Origin of the sequence: Microbacterium trichothecenolyticum (genome assembly GCF_041938625.1) — a bacterium.
Classification (GTDB): domain Bacteria; phylum Actinomycetota; class Actinomycetes; order Actinomycetales; family Microbacteriaceae; genus Microbacterium; species Microbacterium trichothecenolyticum_D.
This window is the reverse complement of sequence record NZ_CP169427.1, coordinates 1998940-2015452: the sequence shown is the minus strand read 5'-3', so window position 1 is coordinate 2015452 and position 16513 is coordinate 1998940. Positions and strand designations below refer to the sequence as shown.

13 protein-coding genes are annotated in these 16513 nt (G+C 70.3%); 2 read left to right on the top strand and 11 right to left on the bottom strand.

The window, feature by feature from the left end:
• Positions 1 to 11 precede the first annotated feature (11 nt).
• From uvrC to ACEYYH_RS09145, 3 genes are all read right to left on the bottom strand, one after another.
• Positions 12 to 1943 carry an excinuclease ABC subunit UvrC gene (gene uvrC / locus ACEYYH_RS09155; RefSeq protein ID WP_374977876.1) on the bottom strand — a complete coding sequence of 644 codons (1932 nt, stop codon included), beginning with the start codon at positions 1941 to 1943 and terminating at the stop codon, positions 12 to 14.
• Between the two features lie 5 nt (positions 1944 to 1948).
• The gene (gene uvrA / locus ACEYYH_RS09150; RefSeq protein WP_374977875.1) at positions 1949 to 4900 is read right to left on the bottom strand and encodes an excinuclease ABC subunit UvrA; all 2952 of its coding nucleotides are present in this window, start codon (positions 4898 to 4900) and stop codon (positions 1949 to 1951) included.
• Positions 4901 to 4984: 84 nt separating this feature from the next.
• Positions 4985 to 5428, bottom strand: coding sequence for a MarR family winged helix-turn-helix transcriptional regulator (locus tag ACEYYH_RS09145; protein ID WP_374977874.1), 444 nt, complete (start codon positions 5426 to 5428; stop codon positions 4985 to 4987).
• A 43-nt stretch (positions 5429 to 5471) separates the two neighbouring features.
• Here ACEYYH_RS09145 and ACEYYH_RS09140 point away from each other — a divergent pair, with 43 nt between their 5' ends.
• On the top strand, positions 5472 to 5726 hold the full coding sequence (locus ACEYYH_RS09140) for a hypothetical protein (RefSeq protein WP_374977873.1): 255 nt from the start codon (positions 5472 to 5474) through the stop codon (positions 5724 to 5726).
• Positions 5727 to 5764: 38 nt separating this feature from the next.
• Here the strand turns inward: ACEYYH_RS09140 and uvrB are convergent, their stop codons facing one another.
• The 3 genes from uvrB to coaE form a co-directional block, all read right to left on the bottom strand.
• On the bottom strand, positions 5765 to 7846 hold the full coding sequence (uvrB, locus tag ACEYYH_RS09135; protein WP_374977872.1) for an excinuclease ABC subunit UvrB: 2082 nt from the start codon (positions 7844 to 7846) through the stop codon (positions 5765 to 5767).
• 81 nt (positions 7847 to 7927) lie between these two features.
• Complete coding sequence (locus ACEYYH_RS09130; RefSeq protein WP_374977871.1) at positions 7928 to 8584, bottom strand: hypothetical protein; 657 nt, start codon at positions 8582 to 8584, stop codon at positions 7928 to 7930.
• Positions 8585 to 8611: 27 nt separating this feature from the next.
• Positions 8612 to 9235, bottom strand: a complete 624-nt coding sequence (gene coaE / locus ACEYYH_RS09125) for a dephospho-CoA kinase (protein WP_374977870.1) — start codon at positions 9233 to 9235, stop codon at positions 8612 to 8614.
• Between the two features lie 451 nt (positions 9236 to 9686).
• On the opposite strand from coaE, the gene ACEYYH_RS09120 reads away from it, so the two are divergent.
• Complete coding sequence (locus ACEYYH_RS09120; protein WP_374977869.1) at positions 9687 to 10481, top strand: response regulator transcription factor; 795 nt, start codon at positions 9687 to 9689, stop codon at positions 10479 to 10481.
• A gap of 30 nt (positions 10482 to 10511) precedes the next feature.
• Here ACEYYH_RS09120 and ACEYYH_RS09115 read toward each other — a convergent pair whose 3' ends face one another.
• The 5 genes from ACEYYH_RS09115 to rpsA all read right to left on the bottom strand — a co-directional run bounded on the left by ACEYYH_RS09115 (position 10512) and on the right by rpsA (position 16436).
• Entirely contained in the window at positions 10512 to 11675 is a 1164-nt protein-coding gene (locus ACEYYH_RS09115) for a hypothetical protein (RefSeq protein WP_374977868.1), read from the bottom strand.
• Positions 11672 to 13345 (bottom strand): sensor histidine kinase, encoded by a 1674-nt coding sequence (locus ACEYYH_RS09110; RefSeq protein ID WP_374977867.1) that lies wholly within the window; start codon positions 13343 to 13345, stop codon positions 11672 to 11674. Before ACEYYH_RS09110 ends, ACEYYH_RS09115 begins: the two co-directional genes overlap by 4 nt.
• A gap of 177 nt (positions 13346 to 13522) precedes the next feature.
• A complete protein-coding gene (locus ACEYYH_RS09105; RefSeq protein ID WP_374977866.1) occupies positions 13523 to 14194 on the bottom strand; it encodes a hypothetical protein in 672 nt (223 codons plus the stop codon).
• A 102-nt stretch (positions 14195 to 14296) separates the two neighbouring features.
• Complete coding sequence (locus ACEYYH_RS09100; RefSeq protein ID WP_374977865.1) at positions 14297 to 14806, bottom strand: GIY-YIG nuclease family protein; 510 nt, start codon at positions 14804 to 14806, stop codon at positions 14297 to 14299.
• 181 nt (positions 14807 to 14987) lie between these two features.
• On the bottom strand, positions 14988 to 16436 hold the full coding sequence (gene rpsA / locus ACEYYH_RS09095) for a 30S ribosomal protein S1 (RefSeq protein WP_374977864.1): 1449 nt from the start codon (positions 16434 to 16436) through the stop codon (positions 14988 to 14990).
• Positions 16437 to 16513 lie beyond the last annotated feature (77 nt).

Sequence of the window (16513 nt, the reverse complement as noted above, 5' to 3'; positions counted from 1 at the left end):
CGCGACGGGCGCTATGGCGCGTCGGAGAGGACGGCGGGCTCGGCGAGGTGGGTGTGGATGGCCGAGGCGAGCTTCGGGCCGACTCCGGGGAGCTCGGCGATCTCTTCGGGCGTCGCCTTCTTCAGCGCCGACACCGAGCCGAAGTGCCGCAGCAGCGCTTTGATGCGGGCGTCGCCGAGGCCCGGCACCTCCGCCAGCACGCTCTGGATGTCGCGGCGGCGGCGCTTGCGCTGGTGCGTGATCGCGAAGCGGTGGGCCTCGTCGCGCAGCCGCTGCAGCAGGTACAGCGCCTCCGACGTGCGCGGCAGGATGACGGGGTACTCCTCCCCCGGCAGCCACACCTCCTCGAGGCGCTTGGCGATGCCGCACAGCGCGATCTCCTCGTGTCCCGCGTCGCGCAGCGCCCGCGCCGCGGCCTCGACCTGGGGCTGGCCGCCGTCGACGACCAGCAGCTGCGGCCGGTACGCGAAGCGCGGGCGGCGCCGCTCGGTCACGACCTCCCCGTCCGCGGTGGGGTCGGGCGCGGCATCCGGCTCGTTCTCCTCCGGACGATCGAGGTACGCGAGCCGGCGCGTGAGCACCTGGTAGAGCGAGTCGGTGTCGTCGGTGGTCTCGGCGACGCCGAACGAGCGGTACTGGTCCTTGCGGGGCAGCCCGTCCTCGAACACCACCATCGAGGCCACGACGTTGGTGCCGCTCAGGTGCGACACGTCGAAGCACTCGATGCGCAGCGGTGCCTCGGCGAGGTCTAGCGCCTCCTGCAGATCCGTGAGGGCCTGGCTGCGCGCGACGTAGTCACTGGTGCGACGGGTCTTGTGGAGCATCAGCGCCTGCTGCGCGTTGAGGGTCGCGGTGCGCATGAGGTCGGCCTTGCGGCCGCGCTGGGCGATCTGGATCGTCACGGCCTTGCCGCGGCGCCCGCGCAGCCACTCCTCGAGGTCGGCCGCATCGTCGGGCATGGCCGGCACCAGCACCTGCTTCGGGATGTCGACGCCCGCGGCGTTGCCGTAGGTGCGCTGCAGCACCTGGTCGACGAGCTCACCGCCGGTGATGTCGAGCTCCTTCTCGATCGTGGTCGCCCGCACGCCGCGCACGCGGCCGCCGCGGATCACGAAGTGCTGCACCGTGGCGGCCAGTTCGTCTTCGGCGATGCCGAAGAGATCGGCGTCGGTGTCGGGGGCGAGCACCAGGGCACTGCGGTTCAGCACCGCGTCGATGGATTGCAGCCGGTCGCGGTAGACGGCGGCCGCCTCGTAGTCCATCGCGGCCGAGGCCTCGCGCATGCGTGCGGTGAGCTCCCGCGTGAAGCGCTGATCGCCGCCCGACATGAACGCGATGAAGTCGTCGACGATGGCGCGGTGCTCCTCGATCGTGACCTTCATCGAGCACGGGCCCCCGCAGCGTCCGATCTGCCCGGGGAAGCACGGCCTCCCGGTCGCCATCGCCTTCTTGTACGACGAGTCGCTGCAGGTGCGGATCGGGAACACCTTGATCATCAGATCGATCGTGTCGTGCACGGCCCACACCTTCGGGTACGGGCCGAAGTACTTGGCTCCAGGGATGCGCCGATTGCGCGTCACGATGACGCGCGGCGCCTCGTCAGCCAGCGTGATCGCCATGAAGGGGTAGGACTTGTCGTCCTTGTAGCGGACGTTGAACGGCGGATCGAACTCCTTGATCCACTGGTATTCGAGCTGCAGGGAGTCGACATCGGTCGCGACGACCGTCCATTCCACCGAGGCCGCGGTCGTCACCATGCGCCGCGTGCGCTCGTGCAGTGTGTGCAGCGGCGCGAAGTAGTTCGACAGGCGCGCGCGGAGGTTCTTCGCCTTGCCGACGTACAGCACACGCCCGTCGCGGTCACGGAACCGGTAGACCCCGGGATTCGTCGGGATCTCGCCCGGCTTCGGCTTGTACGGGACGGTGGGAGCGGAGCGCGCCATGCGGCTCAGCCGGCCTTGCGGGCCTCGACGAGCTCGGTGACCGCGTGCGTGGGGGCGCGCAGCCCGAGGACCTCGGCGAGGAACGTGCCCGTGTGGCTGTCTTCCACGCGGGCGACCTGCTCGGGTGTGCCTGTCGCGATGACCTGGCCGCCGCCCGACCCGCCCTCGGGACCGAGGTCGATCACCCAGTCCGAGGACTTGATCACGTCGAGGTTGTGCTCGATGACGATGACGGTGTTGCCCTTGTCGACCAGGCCGTTCAGCACCTCGAGCAGCTTGCGGACGTCTTCGAAGTGCAGACCCGTGGTCGGCTCATCGAGCACGTAGATCGATCGGCCGTTGGTGCGCCGCTGCAGCTCGGTGGCGAGCTTCACGCGCTGCGCCTCGCCGCCCGAGAGCGTCGTGGCCGACTGCCCGAGTCGCACGTAGCCGAGGCCGACGTCGACGAGCGTCTTCAGGTAGCGGTGGATGGCCTGGATCGGCTCGAAGAACTCCGCCGCCTCGGCGATCGGCATCTCGAGCACCTCTGCGATGTTCTTGCCCTTGTAGTGCACCGCGAGCGTGTCGCGGTTGTACCGCTTGCCGTGGCAGACCTCGCAGTCGACGTACACGTCGGGCAGGAAGTTCATCTCGATCTTGATCGTGCCGTCGCCCGAGCACGCCTCGCAGCGGCCACCCTTGACGTTGAAGCTGAACCGGCCCGGCTGGTAGCCGCGCACCTTCGCCTCCGGCGTCTCGCTGAACAGCGTGCGGATGCGGTCGAACACGCCCGTGTACGTCGCCGGGTTCGACCGCGGCGTGCGGCCGATCGGCGCCTGGTCGACGTGCACGACCTTGTCGAGGTTGTCGAGTCCGGTCACGCGCGTGTGCTTGCCGGCGACCCGGCGTGCGCCGTTGAGGCGCGTCGCGAGGACCTGGTACAGGATGCCGTTGACCAGCGAGGACTTGCCCGAACCGCTGACCCCGGTGACCGAGGTGAGCACACCGAGCGGGAAGTCGACCGTGACGTTCTTGAGGTTGTTCTCGCGCGCGCCGACGACCGTCACCTGTCGCTTCTTGTCGATCTTGCGGCGCTTCTTCGGGGTGGGGATGGAGCGCCGACCCGACAGGTAGTCGCCGGTGATCGAGTCGGGGTCGGCGAGGAGCTCGCCGATCGGCCCCGAGTGCACGACCTCTCCGCCGTTGACGCCGGCGCCGGGTCCGATGTCGACGACCCAGTCGGCGGCGTGGATCGTCTCCTCGTCGTGCTCGACCACGATGAGCGTGTTGCCGAGGTCGCGCAGCGCCACGAGGGTCTCGATGAGGCGGCGGTTGTCACGCTGGTGCAGGCCGATCGACGGCTCGTCGAGCACGTACAGCACGCCGGTGAGGCCGGAGCCGATCTGGGTCGCGAGCCGGATGCGCTGCGCCTCACCGCCCGACAGTGTCGCCGCGGCGCGGCTGAGGCTGAGGTAGTCGAGGCCGACGCGGATGAGGAAGTCCAGTCGCAGGCGGATCTCGCGCAGCACCTGTGCGGCGATCGTCGCCTCGCGATCGGTGAGCGTCAGCTTGGCGAAGTACTCGCGCGCCTCGCCGAGGCTCAGGCGCGAGGCATCCGCGATGGAATGCCCGTGCACCTGCACGGCCAGCACCTCGGGCTTGAGCCGGGCGCCGTCGCAGACCGGGCACGGCACCTCGCGGAGATACTCGGCCCAGCGCTGGCGCTGCGTGTCGGACTCGGCTTGCGTGTACTGGCGCTCGATGTAGGGCACGACGCCCTCGAAGCCGGACGAGTATCGCATCTCGCGGCCGTAGCGGTTCTTCCACCGCACGGTGACCTTGTAGTTCTCGCCGCGCAGCACCGCCTCGCGGACCTCGGACGGAAGCCTCTTCCACGGCGTGTCGAGCGAGAAGGCGAGGTCGTTGGCGAGCCCCTCGAGCAGTCGCTCGTAGTACTGGAACAGCCCCTTGCCCTGCGTCGTCCACGGGATGAGGACGCCTTCGCGGATCGAGAGGTCTTCGTCGCCCAGCATGAGCTCGACGTCCACCGACATGCGGGTGCCGAGACCCGAGCACGCGGGGCAGGCGCCGAACGGCGCGTTGAATGAGAACGTCCGCGGTTCGATCTCTGTCAGCTGGAGCGGGTGGCCGTTCGGGCACGCGAGCTTCTCGGAGAAGGACTGCCACGCAGCGTCGCCCTCCTCGTCGACGAAGTTCACCTGCACGACACCGCCGGCGAGCGAGAGCGCGGTCTCGACCGAGTCGGTGACGCGATCGAGGATGCCGGGGGCCGCGACGAGTCGGTCTACCACGACCGCGATGTCGTGCTTGTAACTCTTCTTGAGGGTCGGCGGCTCGGCGAGCTGGATGAGCTCACCGTCGACGATCGCACGGGCGTAGCCCTTCGCGCCGAGCTCCTTGAAGAGGTCGACGAACTCGCCCTTCTTCTGCGTGACGACGGGAGCGACGACCTGGTACCGCGTGCGCTCGGGCAGCTCCATGAGCTGGTCGGCGATCTGCTGCACGGTCTGCCGCTGGATGATCTCGCCGCACTCGGGACAGTGCGGCACGCCGATGCGGGCCCACAGCAGGCGCATGTAGTCGTGGATCTCGGTGATCGTGCCGACGGTCGACCGCGGGTTGCGGTTCGTAGACTTCTGGTCGATCGACACGGCGGGACTCAGCCCCTCGATGAAGTCGACGTCGGGGCGGTCGACCTGACCGAGGAACTGCCGGGCGTACGCGCTCAGCGACTCGACGTAGCGGCGCTGGCCCTCGGCGAAGATCGTGTCGAACGCGAGGCTCGACTTGCCCGAGCCCGAGAGGCCCGTGAACACGACGAGCGAATCGCGCGGGATGTCGAGGTCGACGTCCTTGAGGTTGTGCACGCGGGCACCGCGGACGCTGAGCTTTCCGCTGGTACCGCCGACAGAGTTTCCGGTCAGATTTCCGGGCAGGGCGACAGGGACGATGGGCACCCGACAAGTCTAGGTGGGGCCTCCGACACGGGGGCTGGGAGCCGTTCGCCGTGCGCGAAGACGAGGCATACCGTGCGCCCGGGATCAGCGGGCGCCGGCGAAGGGCTGCAGCGCGTCGCGGAGCGCCAGGAGCGCGGCGGCATCCGTCCCCACGCTCGCCATCACCTTGCCCGGCACCTCGAGCGCCTGCGTGCGGAGACGCGTTCCGGCCTGCGTGAGACGGACGTCGAGCACCCGCTCGTCGTCGTCGCGGCGCGAGCGGGTGACGAGATCCTGCGCCTCGAGGCGCTTCACGAGCGGGGAGAGCGTGGCGGGCTCCAAGGCGAGCTCGGCGGCCAGCTCGCGCAGCGACCGCGGGGACCTCTCCCACAGCGCGAGCATCACGAGGTACTGCGGGTGCGTGAGGCCGAGAGGCTCGAGGATCGGCCGGTACAGTCCGACGACGTTGCGCGCCGCGGTCACCAGCGCGAAGCAGACCTGGTTGTCCAGCTTGAGCAGGTCGTCGGGGCTGAGTTCGGCATCTGACACGCGACGATCCTATCGCGCACTAATCGTTAGTACACTAATGAACATGCCAGACACGGATGCCTCCGCCCCCGACCGTCGTCCGCTCCGCGAGCGCGTGCGCGAAGCCGGCGGCTGGTACGCGTTCCTCAACTCCCACCTCATCCGCGTCGCCGGCCCCGCCGCCGTCGGACCCTACGAGACGACTCCCCCGCCGAGCCAGGCGGAGCGGGCCGAGCGCGCGTGCCCGCTGTGCGGCGCACCGATCTCGCAGCACACGTTCGACCGCTCGGGACCGAAGCCCCTCATGCACTGCCCCTAGCCCTGGCGGGCACCGAGAGATGTCGCGGGGCGGCCGGCTCAGGCGTGGCCCGCGCGCTCCATGGCGCGCAGCTCTTTCTTGAGGTCCTGGACTTCGTCGCGCAGCCGCGCGGCGAGCTCGAACTTCAGCTCGCCCGCCGCCGCGAGCATCTGCTGGCTCAGGTCGGCGATGGTCGCCTCGAGCTGCTCAGCCCCCTCGGCCGCGATGCCCTCGCGCCGCAGTTGCGGGGTCGGGCTCTTGCCGACGCCGGACTTGGTCTTCGCCGCGGCCTTGCCTCGCAGCATCCGATCGGTGTCGGATGCCTCACGGGCGAGCACCTCGGTGATGTCGGCGATGCGCTTGCGCAGCGCCTGAGGTTCGATGCCGTTGGCGGTGTTGTAGGCGATCTGCTTCTCGCGACGCCGGTCGGTCTCTTCGATCGCCTTGGCCATCGAGTCGGTCACGGTGTCGGCGTACATGTGCACCTGACCCGACACGTTGCGGGCCGCGCGACCGATCGTCTGGATGAGGGATGTGCCGCTGCGGAGGAATCCCTCCTTGTCGGCGTCGAGGATCGACACCAGCGAGACCTCGGGCAGGTCGAGGCCCTCACGCAGGAGGTTGATGCCCACGAGCACGTCGTACACGCCGGCGCGCAGCTCGCTGAGGAGCTCGACTCGGCGCAGCGTGTCGACGTCGGAGTGCAGGTAGCGCACGCGCACGCCGTGCTCGCCGAGGAAGTCGGTGAGCTCTTCGGCCATCTTCTTGGTGAGCGTCGTCACGAGCACGCGCTCGTCGCGCTCGACGCGGATGCGGATCTCTTCGAGCAGATCGTCGATCTGGCCCTTCGACGGCTTCACGACGATCTCGGGGTCGACGAGGCCCGTCGGGCGGATGATCTGCTCGACCACGCCGTCGGCGATGCCCATCTCGTACCGGCCGGGTGTCGCCGACAGGTACACGGTCTGGCCGACGCGGTCCTTGAACTCGTCCCAGCGGAGCGGGCGGTTGTCGAGAGCGCTCGGCAGCCGGAACCCGTGTTCGACGAGCGTGCGCTTGCGCGAGGCGTCCCCCTCGTACATCGCGCCGATCTGCGGGACGGTGACGTGGGACTCGTCGATCACCATGAGGAAGTCGTCGGGGAAGAAGTCGAGGAGCGTGTGCGGCGGCTCGCCCGGGGCGCGGCCGTCCATGTGACGCGAGTAGTTCTCGATGCCCGAGCAGAACCCGAGCTGCTGCAGCATCTCGAGGTCGAACGTCGTGCGCATGCGCAGGCGCTGCGCCTCGAGCAGCTTGTTCTGCGACTCGAGCTCCTTCAGGCGGTCGGCGAGCTCGTCTTCGATCGTGCCGATGGCGTGCTGCACCGTCTCGGTGCCGGCGACGTAGTGCGACGCGGGGAAGATCGGCACGGCGTCGAGCCGCTGCACCACGTCGCCCGTGAGCGGGTGGAGCATGAACAGCGCCTCGATCTCGTCGCCGAACATCTCGATGCGGATCGCGTACTCCTCGTACACCGGGATGATCTCGATGGTGTCGCCGCGAACGCGGAAGTTGCCGCGCGAGAAGTCGACGTCGTTGCGGTTGTACTGCATCGCGATGAACTTGCGGATGAGCGCGTCGCGGTCGTAGACCTCGCCCACCTGCAGCGCCACCATGGCACGCAGGTACTCGTCGGGCGCACCGAGGCCGTAGATGCACGACACGGTGCTGACGACGATCACGTCGCGTCGGCTGAGCAGCGAGTTCGTCGTCGAGTGGCGCAGCCGCTCGACCTCGGCGTTGACCGACGAGTCCTTCTCGATGAACGTATCGGTCTGCGGGACGTACGCCTCGGGCTGGTAGTAGTCGTAGTAGCTGACGAAGTACTCCACCGCGTTGTGCGGCATGAGCTCGCGGAACTCGTTCGCCAGCTGCGCGGCGAGGGTCTTGTTGTGCGCGAGCACGAGCGTCGGTCGCTGCACGGCCTCGACGAGCCAGGCGGTCGTCGCCGACTTGCCGGTACCGGTGGCGCCGAGCAGGACGACGTCGGTCTCACCGGCGTTGATGCGCGCCGCCAGCTCGGCGATCGCCTGCGGCTGGTCGCCCGACGGCGCGAATTCGCTCACGACCTCGAACGGCCGCACGGATCGAGTGGTCTGCACCAATCCAGCGTAGGCGCGGCCCCCGACATCGGGGCGGCGTTCGCGATCAGCGGATGCTGCGGCCCTGTGCCCGTGCGCGGTTCAGCCGCCGAATCCCCCGCCTCCGTCGAACCCGCCGCCGAAGCCCCCGGCGTCGAACCCGCCGCCGAAGCCTCCCCCGTCGAAGCCGCCCCCGCCGTCGTATCCGCCGCCTGCGCCGCCGTCGTACCCGCCGGAACCGGGGTCGTAGGTCTCGCCGATCCACGCGGGGCTGTCGCCGAGTTGCAGGGATCCGGCGCCCACCGTGAAGTACGCGGCGATGGAGCTCGACACCAGGAACTGGTTCGCCACGATCGTCATCACGCCGACGTTCATCAGCATCGCGCGTGCGTCGACGCCGTCGCGCGGGTCGCGATCGTCGACGGCGGTCCGGGCGGGGTCCGCCGCCGCCTGTGCCGCCGCATCCGCCTCCGCGGCGCGCCGTGCCTTGTGCTCCTCGGCGCGCCGGACCAGCCGCGCGATCACCGTCGGGTCTTCGGCGGCCGCGTCGCGCTCCGAGTCGGCGAGGAACGGCCGCAGCTGCTCGAACATCTCGCGCCGGCGCTCCGGCGGGAGGTCCGCGAACGCCGTGGCGTGCGCGCTCTCGATCACCGACGCGGGCAGGGTGTTGAGGAGGTAGACGTAGCGCGCGATGCGCTCCTCCTCGGTCGTCGCACCGTACGGCGTCCTGCGCCGGCGGAACCTCGAGAACACGGCCATGAGGGACCTCCTCGCTCCGCTTCCAGATTACGTTCGCGCAGCGCGCTGCGCGACGTGCTCGTCGAGCGAGGCCCAGAGCTCGTCGGCCTGGCGCTCGGTGCTCTCGAGCGAGCCCGCGGTGTCGATGACCACATCGGCGATCCGCAGGCGGGCCTCGTCGGGCACCTGAGACGCGAGGCGAGCCGCAGCATCCGTCTCGGTCATCCCCCGCAGCTCGACGAGACGCCGGAGGCGGACGTGTTCGGGGGCGTGCGCCACCACGATGAGCTGCCAGGGGTCGTCGACGCGCGCCTCGACGAGCAGCGGCACGTCGTAGACGACCACCGCGTCGGGATCCGCCGCGAAGGCCTCCTCGAACCGGCGCGCGGATTCGGCGCGGACGGCGGGGTGGACGATCGCGTTGAGCTGCGCGATCGCGGCGTCGTCGCCGAACACTCGGCTGCCGAGGGCGGCGCGGTCCAGGGATCCGTCGGGACGCAGCATCCGTTCCCCGAAGGTCTCGGCGATCGCGGCCAGCACCGGCGCGCCGGGCTGCTGCACCTCGCGGACGAGCTGATCGGCGTCGACGACGATCGCGCCATGCTCGGCGAGGCGACGGGCGATCGTGGACTTTCCCGAGGCGATGCCTCCGGTGAGGGCGACGAGCGGCATGGTTCGAGCATGCCACGCCGCGACCGACCGGGTCGCCGCGGACGCCCGCAAGCCTTGCGCGGTTCCTGAGGCGGGCCTGAGCGGGCATTGAGGCACCGGAGGTAGCCTCGGGGCACCCGAAGGACAGATTCACCCGTGTAGCACTGGGGAGGGCGGGAGATGCACGCCGGACCCGAGATCGTGGCCACCGACGCGACACCGCCCCGCTGCACCAGCCGAATCGTCCGGGGGTACGGACAGCCGCACGCGTGGGGACGACAGCGGTGACGGTCCGTGCACGGAGGACGCGCGCAGGGCGGGATGTGGGGACAGCTCCCGCCCTCCGCGCGGCCCGCCGCACCGGCGGGGTGGCGGACGCACGCGAGCAGTGCTCCACGGCCCGCCTCGCATACGGTCGCATCCTGTGATAGACGGCTTGCCGCACCAGTTCCGCGTCGCGTTCTGGGATATCATGACCGACGTCCAGGGTCCGTCGACAGCACCGGACCCGGAGGGTGCACCGGTGGAAGAAGCGCGCGTCGCGGTCGTGATCGAGGACGAGGAAGACATCCGTTCTCTCCTGTCGACCGTGCTCGCCCAGGCAGGCTTCGAGGTGCACGGCGCGGCCAACGGCGCCGACGGCGTGGAATTGGTGCGGGAGCACAGCCCGCTCGTCACGACGCTCGACGTCAACATGCCCGGCATGGACGGCTTCGAGACCGCCAAGCGCATCCGGGCCATCAGCTCGACGTACATCGTGATGCTCAGCGCCCGCACCGAGGAGATCGACGCACTGCAGGGTCTCGAGGCGGGGGCCGACGACTACGTCGCCAAGCCCTTCCGCCCGCGCGAGCTGCGCGCCCGCATCGATGCCATGCTGCGTCGGCCGCGGCACGTGGCGCCGGCCGACCCCGACAACGTGGGCGAGAACGGGTCGTCCGACGACGTCTGGCTCGAGCACCATGGCCTGCGCCTCAACGCCTCGACCCACCTCGTCACCGTGGACGACCAGGACGTCGAGCTGACGCGCAGCGAGTTCGACATCCTCGCCGACCTGCTCGTGGCGGGCCGGCGGGTGCGGGCGAAGTCGGACCTCGCCCTCATGCTGCGCGGCGATCAGTATGCGGTCAGCGACTTCGTCTCCGACAGCGATGCGCGCGCGATCGAGGTGCACATGGCGAACCTCCGGCGCAAGCTCGGCGAGTCGCCCGCGCAGCCGCGGTGGATCGAGACCGTGCGCGGCGTCGGCTACCGGCTCACCGCCTGACGCGCGCTGCGCGAGGGCGGACGGATGCCGCTACTCGCCCTCGTCGACGAGGACCGACGTCTCGACGTTCGCCGCGGCACGGCTCGCGGCCTCACGGGCGACGCGCATGAGCTCCGCCGGCTCATACCCCGCCGACTCGCTCAGCGCCACGCCGACCCCGACCACGGGGATCACGCCCCCGCCGACCTTGCCCAGGTCGTCGAAGAGGCCGCGGTAGATCGCGCCCGCCTGCCGCCGCGCCTCCTGCGGGGACGCGACCGCGAGGCCGATCACGAGCCCGGTGTGCCCGTCCTGGCCGACGACGGCGTTCGTGGGCGCGTGATGACGCACCCCGGTCCGCCAGGCCGCCGCCACCGCTCCCGCGACATCGCTTCCGAACGCGGTCGAGATCTGGTCGAGGTCGTCGAGGCGGACGGCCGTCACCGCGATCGGCTCGAAGCGCCGCTCGGCGCGCCGGCAGAGGCCCTCGAGAACCGCGGCGAACGACGCGTCGCTGAGGATGCCCTGCTCGTCGTCGACGGCGCGGGCCTCACGCAGGTAGCCGCGCATCGGCGCGCGGCTCGCCCGCAGCACCGACGTCACGACGACGGCCACGATCGTCAGCGTCACGGTGAGATAGCTGGTGCTGATCGTCCCGAAGGCGGTCTGGAACAATGCACTGTCGGGGCCGGAGGTCACGAAGGCGGTGGTGCGTGAGACGTAGTACAGCGACTGGAATCCGAGGACGGCCCCGAGCACCCACGCCGTCCGCGACTCCCGCATGTCGCCGCGGAGGCACTCCACGGCGCCCGCGCCGGCGAAGCACAGCAGCGGCACGAACATCCACAGCGCACCCGCCCAGTCGCCGGCCTCGCGGTCGACGGCGACCGCGATGACCGCCATCGCCACGGCACCGGCGACGAGGACCGACGACCAGCGCATGTCGCGCCGGTTGAAGCGGCGGCATCCCAGCCACATGCATCCGGTGCCCGCGACGAACGCCGCGTTGCCGACGGCGATCGCCCACCAGGCGCCGTCCGACTGCGCCCAGATCGTGTAGGCGAGGGTGGTGAGCATCGCCGCGAGGAACGCGACCGACCAGATCCGCCCTGCGCCTTCGTCCCGACGCAGCAGGGTCTCGAGGATGAACAGCACGCCGCTGACGTTGACGACCAGCGCGGTCATGATGAGCACGCTCGGCAGATCGAGGTTCATCCTTCTTCTCCATCTGGGCCGATCGCGGGCAGCTTCACGATGAAGGTCGACCCGACGCCGGGGGCGCTGTGCAGGGCGAGGTCGCCGCCGTGGGCGCGCACGATGTCACGGGTGATCGCGAGGCCGAGGCCGGTTCCTGCGCGGCGTTCGCCGCCCGCCTTGTAGTACCGCTGGAAGAGGCGCGAGCGGTCGGCGTCCGAGATGCCGACGCCGGTGTCGCGCACCAGGATCCAGCTCGACGTGCCGTCGGTCGTGGTGCCGACGAACACGGTGCCGCCGTCCTTGTTGTAGGCGATGGCGTTCGACACGAGGTTGTCGACGACCTGCCGCAGCCGCAGCGGGTCGGCCCACGCGGTCGCCGGCTCGAGGCCCGTCTCGTCGATGATGATCGCACGGGCGGCGGCCCTCGGCAGCGCGTCGGCCGCGGCGGCGCGCACGAGGTCGCGTGCATCGAGGAGCTGCGGGGCGAGAGATGACTCGACCGCCGACGGCGACGAGCTCGACGCCGCGAGGATGTCGGCCACGATGCGCAGCAGGCGCTCCGCGTTGCGCTCGGCGACGTCGAGGCTCGCCCGCACCGCGTCGGGTGTGTCGGGGTCCTCGATGGCGAGGTCGAGGTAGCCCAGGATCGAGGTGAGCGGGGTGCGCAGCTCGTGCGACACCGAGGCCACCAGGTCGTCGCGGGCGCGGAGGGCGTTGAGCTCGGCCGTCACGTCCCGCGAGACGACCACCGCGCCGGCGTCGCCGCCGTCGGGGTCGGTGAGACGACGCGCCGTGACCGTGAGTGCTCGGCGGGGTCCGGGTTCGTCCCCGAACCACACCACCTGGTCATCGAACGCCTCGCCGCGGCGCGCACGTTCCAGCGGCAGTTCGTCGAGGGGCAGTGGCGAGGTGCCGTCGTCGCGGAACGCCGGCACCCCGGTGCCGTCGGATTCGAGCTCGAATCCCTGCAGGAGCTTGCCGTGGGCCTCGTTGGTGACCGCGACGCGGCCGCTCGCACCCATGCGCACGACGCCGAAGTCGACGGCGTCGAGAACCTCCGTGACGACCTGCTCCTGGCGTCTGGAGCGCGCGAGCACGCTCGCGAGCAGCTGCGACTGCTTCGCCAGCAGCATGCGCTGGGCGTCCGACCTGCGGGCGTTGAGGTGGCTGGTGACGGCGACGGCGATGATCACGAGCGGCAGCAGCAAGGTCCGGTACGTGACCTCGGTGGCGCTGAGCGCGGTGAGCACGCTCACGATGCCCGCGATCGCGACGATCACGCCGAACAGGCCGAGCAGCCCGAAGCCGCCCGCGAGCCACGTCGCGGGGAAGATCCACAGGAGCCCGAGCGCGGTGTCGGGGGCCGCGATCTGCATCAGCGTGATCGCGACGACGTCGATCGCGGGCACCACCGCGACCCACCCGTACGGCAAGCGGCCCCAGGGCACGACGAGCGTGACGGCGGTCACCGCGACCACGATGACGACGCCGAGGAAGAAGAGCACCGGCTCGCCGCCGAACGGCCCGACCGCCACGAGGACGCCGAGCACGAACACCACCGCGGCCAGCAGCAGCTGGTTCAGCGTCGCCGTACGACCGCGCGTGCGATCGGCGCCGTCCGGCGCGGTCCCGCCCGTGCGGGCACGCGCCGCGGGTCTGCCCGGCTCGCCCGGTGTCGCGGCGGTCATACCGCGAAAATAACGGATGCTGCGGCCCCGTGCCCGAACGGCGCGCTCGCCGCCGCCCTCCCGGGCCGCCGAGCCCGCCTGCGCCGAGAAACCCCGTCGACGGGAAGAAACCACGCGCCGAGCGGTGTCCCGCCGCGATCCGGGATTGTCAGCGGCTCGGTGGGGTCGGACCTCGGATCAGAACCCGAAGTCGCCGAAGTCCCCGAATCCGCCCATGTCTCCGGCCGCGGCATCGCCGCCCCAGCCCGAGCCCGGGTCGCCGCCCCACCCCGCCCCCGAGTCGGCGCCGGCCTCCGCAGCGCCGGTCTCGCCGGAGGCCCCGCTCTCGCCGGAGCCGTTGTCGGCGGCGGAGCCGTCCTCGTAGCCCTGGTCGTACGCGAGGCCGGGCGCCATGAACGAGCTCACCAGTGCCGAGCCGATGACGTAGCCGACCACGGTGCCGAGGATCGACGACCCGAGCATCGAGCCGAACGAGGGACCCTGGCGCTGCGGCCCGAGGGTGCGCTCCATGAACCCGGGGTTGGTGTACTCGGCGCGGGTCGCCGCACGGGCCATCGCCTGCGGATCGGTCGAGCGCGGCTGCTCCTGCGGCGGGAGCCCCGCCGAGAGCTCGGCGAGCACCTGCTGCCGCTGCGGCTCCGTGAGCTTCGCGAAGGCCTCGGCATGGACCTGCTCGATGGTCTCGGGCGGCGCGGTCTTCAACAGGTACCGGTAGCGCTCGATCGCGATCTCGTCCTCGCTCCGGGGCGGCTGCATGCCCGGCCCCTGGGCGCCGTAGCGGTTCTGCGGAACGGGCGGCGCCTGGCGCGCGTCATCCGTGCCTCCGAACAGTCGGTCGAGGAATCCCATGTGCTGCTCCGTCGTCTGCGTGGGCGGGTCGAACCTCAAACTAGGCGTGTTTCCTCGGAAGCTGCTGGAGGATCCGCGGCCGTTCTCGCAGAGCGTACGGACTCACCCGCGCGCCGCGAGCGCCTCGCTCAGCCAGCGGGCGTGGAGCTGCCACGGGTCGTCGACACCGGCGGCGAGCACGGCGATGTGCGCGGTGAGGACGTCGGAGCGGCGGAACCACTCCGTGCCCGGGAAGCGATCGGCGGCGAACTGCGCGTGCCGCCGCTGCTCGAGCGTGCGCCCGCCGCGCTCGAACGCCAGCAGCTCGTCGTGCCAGATGGCCCCGAAGCGCTGCCGCGGATTCGCGCTCGTGCCGATCTTCACGCGATCGTCGTAGCGCAGGTAGTACACGACGTCGACCCGCGGTGGAGCGATGTCGTCGTCGGGCAGATCGCCGTAGCGCCACTCGCACGCCGCGCACAGCCAGCCCGACGGATAACGGACACCGAGCCGCGAACCGCACAGCCGGCACGGCGAGGGCAGAGCGTCGGTGACACCGTACTGGGCGTCCGCCCACTCCCCCGCGACGGCGAGATGCGCCTCGCAGAGCGCGACCGGAGCGTCAGCCGGCACGGGGCCGCGGCATCGGTCATCGTCCACAAGACATCGCGCGGCGGGAGGAAACACTGGCACAGGGCGACGGTACCGGCGACCTCCGACGTGCCGGGTACGCGAGAGGCCGCCACCCCGCCGAAGCGGTGGTGACGGCCTCTCGAACCAGGCGGTTCAGCGAACCGGGCGGCTCAGCTCAGGATCAGCGACCCGAGAGCTTCTCGCGCAGAGCTGCGAGTGCCTCGTCGTCGGCCAGCGTGCCCAGGGGGCTGCTGTCGGACGAGAAGCTGGACGAGCCGGTCTCGACGGGCGCGTTCGCCTCGGCCTCGAGAGCCTTGGTGACGGCAGCCTTGTGGGCCTCCCAGCGAGCGTGGGCGGCGGCGTACTCCTGCTCCCACTTCTCGCGCTGCTCGTCGAAGCCCTCGAGCCATGCGTTGGTCTCGGGGTCGAAGCCCTCGGGGTACTTGTACTCGCCGTGCTCGTCGTACTCCGTGACCATGCCGTAGAGGGCCGGGTCGAACTCGGTGCCGTGCGGGTCGACCGACTCGTTCGCCTGCTTGAGCGAGAGCGAGATGCGGCGACGCTCGAGGTCGATGTCGATGATCTTGACGAAGACCTCTTCGCCGACCGACACGACCTGCTCAGCGAGCTCGACGTGCTTGCCCGACAGCTCCGAGATGTGCACGAGGCCCTCGATGCCGTCCGCGACGCGCACGAACGCACCGAACGGAACCAGCTTGGTGACCTTGCCCGGCGCGACCTGGCCGATCGCGTGGGTGCGGGCGAAGACCTGCCACGGGTCCTCCTGCGTCGCCTTGAGCGACAGCGAGACGCGCTCACGGTCGAGGTCCACCTCGAGGATCTCGACGGTGACCTCCTGGCCGACCTCGACGACCTCGGACGCGTGCTCGATGTGCTTCCACGAGAGCTCCGAGACGTGGACGAGACCGTCGACGCCACCGAGGTCGACGAACGCACCGAAGTTGACGATCGACGAGACCGTGCCCTTGCGGACCTGGCCCTTGTGGAGGTTGTTGAGGAACGTGGTGCGCGACTCGGACTGCGTCTGCTCGAGCAGGGCGCGGCGCGACAGCACGACGTTGTTGCGGTTCTTGTCGAGCTCGAGGATCTTCGCCTCGATCTCCTGCCCGAGGTACGGCGTGAGGTCGCGGACGCGGCGGAGCTCGATGAGCGATGCGGGGAGGAAGCCACGCAGGCCGATGTCGACGATCAGACCGCCCTTGACGACCTCGATCACGGAGCCGGTGACCACACCGTCGTTCTCCTTGATCTTCTCGACGTCGCCCCACGCACGCTCGTACTGTGCGCGCTTCTTCGAGAGGATGAGGCGGCCTTCCTTGTCCTCCTTCTGGAGAACGAGGGCTTCGACCTCGTCGCCGACCTTGACGACCTCGTTGGGGTCGACGTCGTGCTTGATGGAAAGCTCACGCGAGGGGATGACGCCCTCGGTCTTGTAACCGACGTCGAGGAGCACCTCGTCGCGGTCGATCTTCACCACGGTGCCCTCGATGAGGTCGCCGTCGTTGAAGAACTTCAGAGTCTTCTCGACCGCGGCCAGGAAGTCCTCGGCAGATCCGATGTCGTTGATCGCGACCTGCTTGGTGGCCGGGGCGGTCGTTGCGGTAGTCATGTAGTGGGTTGTCCTTGTTGGGGTTTGGTGTCGGGCCCCGGCTTTCAGCGGCTTCCGCCGCACGAGGGCGAACGGAT

What these genes read in the sequence shown, in the direction of transcription:
- uvrC (WP_374977876.1), bottom strand. Translation starts at nt 1,943, where the DNA reads ATGGCGCGCTCCGCTCCCACCGTCCCGTACAAGCCGAAGCCGGGCGAG.
- ACEYYH_RS09140 (WP_374977873.1), top strand. Translation starts at nt 5,472, where the DNA reads ATGCCAGACACGGATGCCTCCGCCCCCGACCGTCGTCCGCTCCGCGAG.
- ACEYYH_RS09130 (WP_374977871.1), bottom strand. Translation starts at nt 8,584, where the DNA reads ATGGCCGTGTTCTCGAGGTTCCGCCGGCGCAGGACGCCGTACGGTGCG.
- coaE (WP_374977870.1), bottom strand. Translation starts at nt 9,235, where the DNA reads ATGCCGCTCGTCGCCCTCACCGGAGGCATCGCCTCGGGAAAGTCCACG.
- ACEYYH_RS09120 (WP_374977869.1), top strand. Translation starts at nt 9,687, where the DNA reads ATGACCGACGTCCAGGGTCCGTCGACAGCACCGGACCCGGAGGGTGCA.
- ACEYYH_RS09115 (WP_374977868.1), bottom strand. Translation starts at nt 11,675, where the DNA reads ATGAACCTCGATCTGCCGAGCGTGCTCATCATGACCGCGCTGGTCGTC.
- ACEYYH_RS09110 (WP_374977867.1), bottom strand. Translation starts at nt 13,345, where the DNA reads ATGACCGCCGCGACACCGGGCGAGCCGGGCAGACCCGCGGCGCGTGCC.
- ACEYYH_RS09105 (WP_374977866.1), bottom strand. Translation starts at nt 14,194, where the DNA reads ATGGGATTCCTCGACCGACTGTTCGGAGGCACGGATGACGCGCGCCAG.
- rpsA (WP_374977864.1), bottom strand. Translation starts at nt 16,436, where the DNA reads ATGACTACCGCAACGACCGCCCCGGCCACCAAGCAGGTCGCGATCAAC.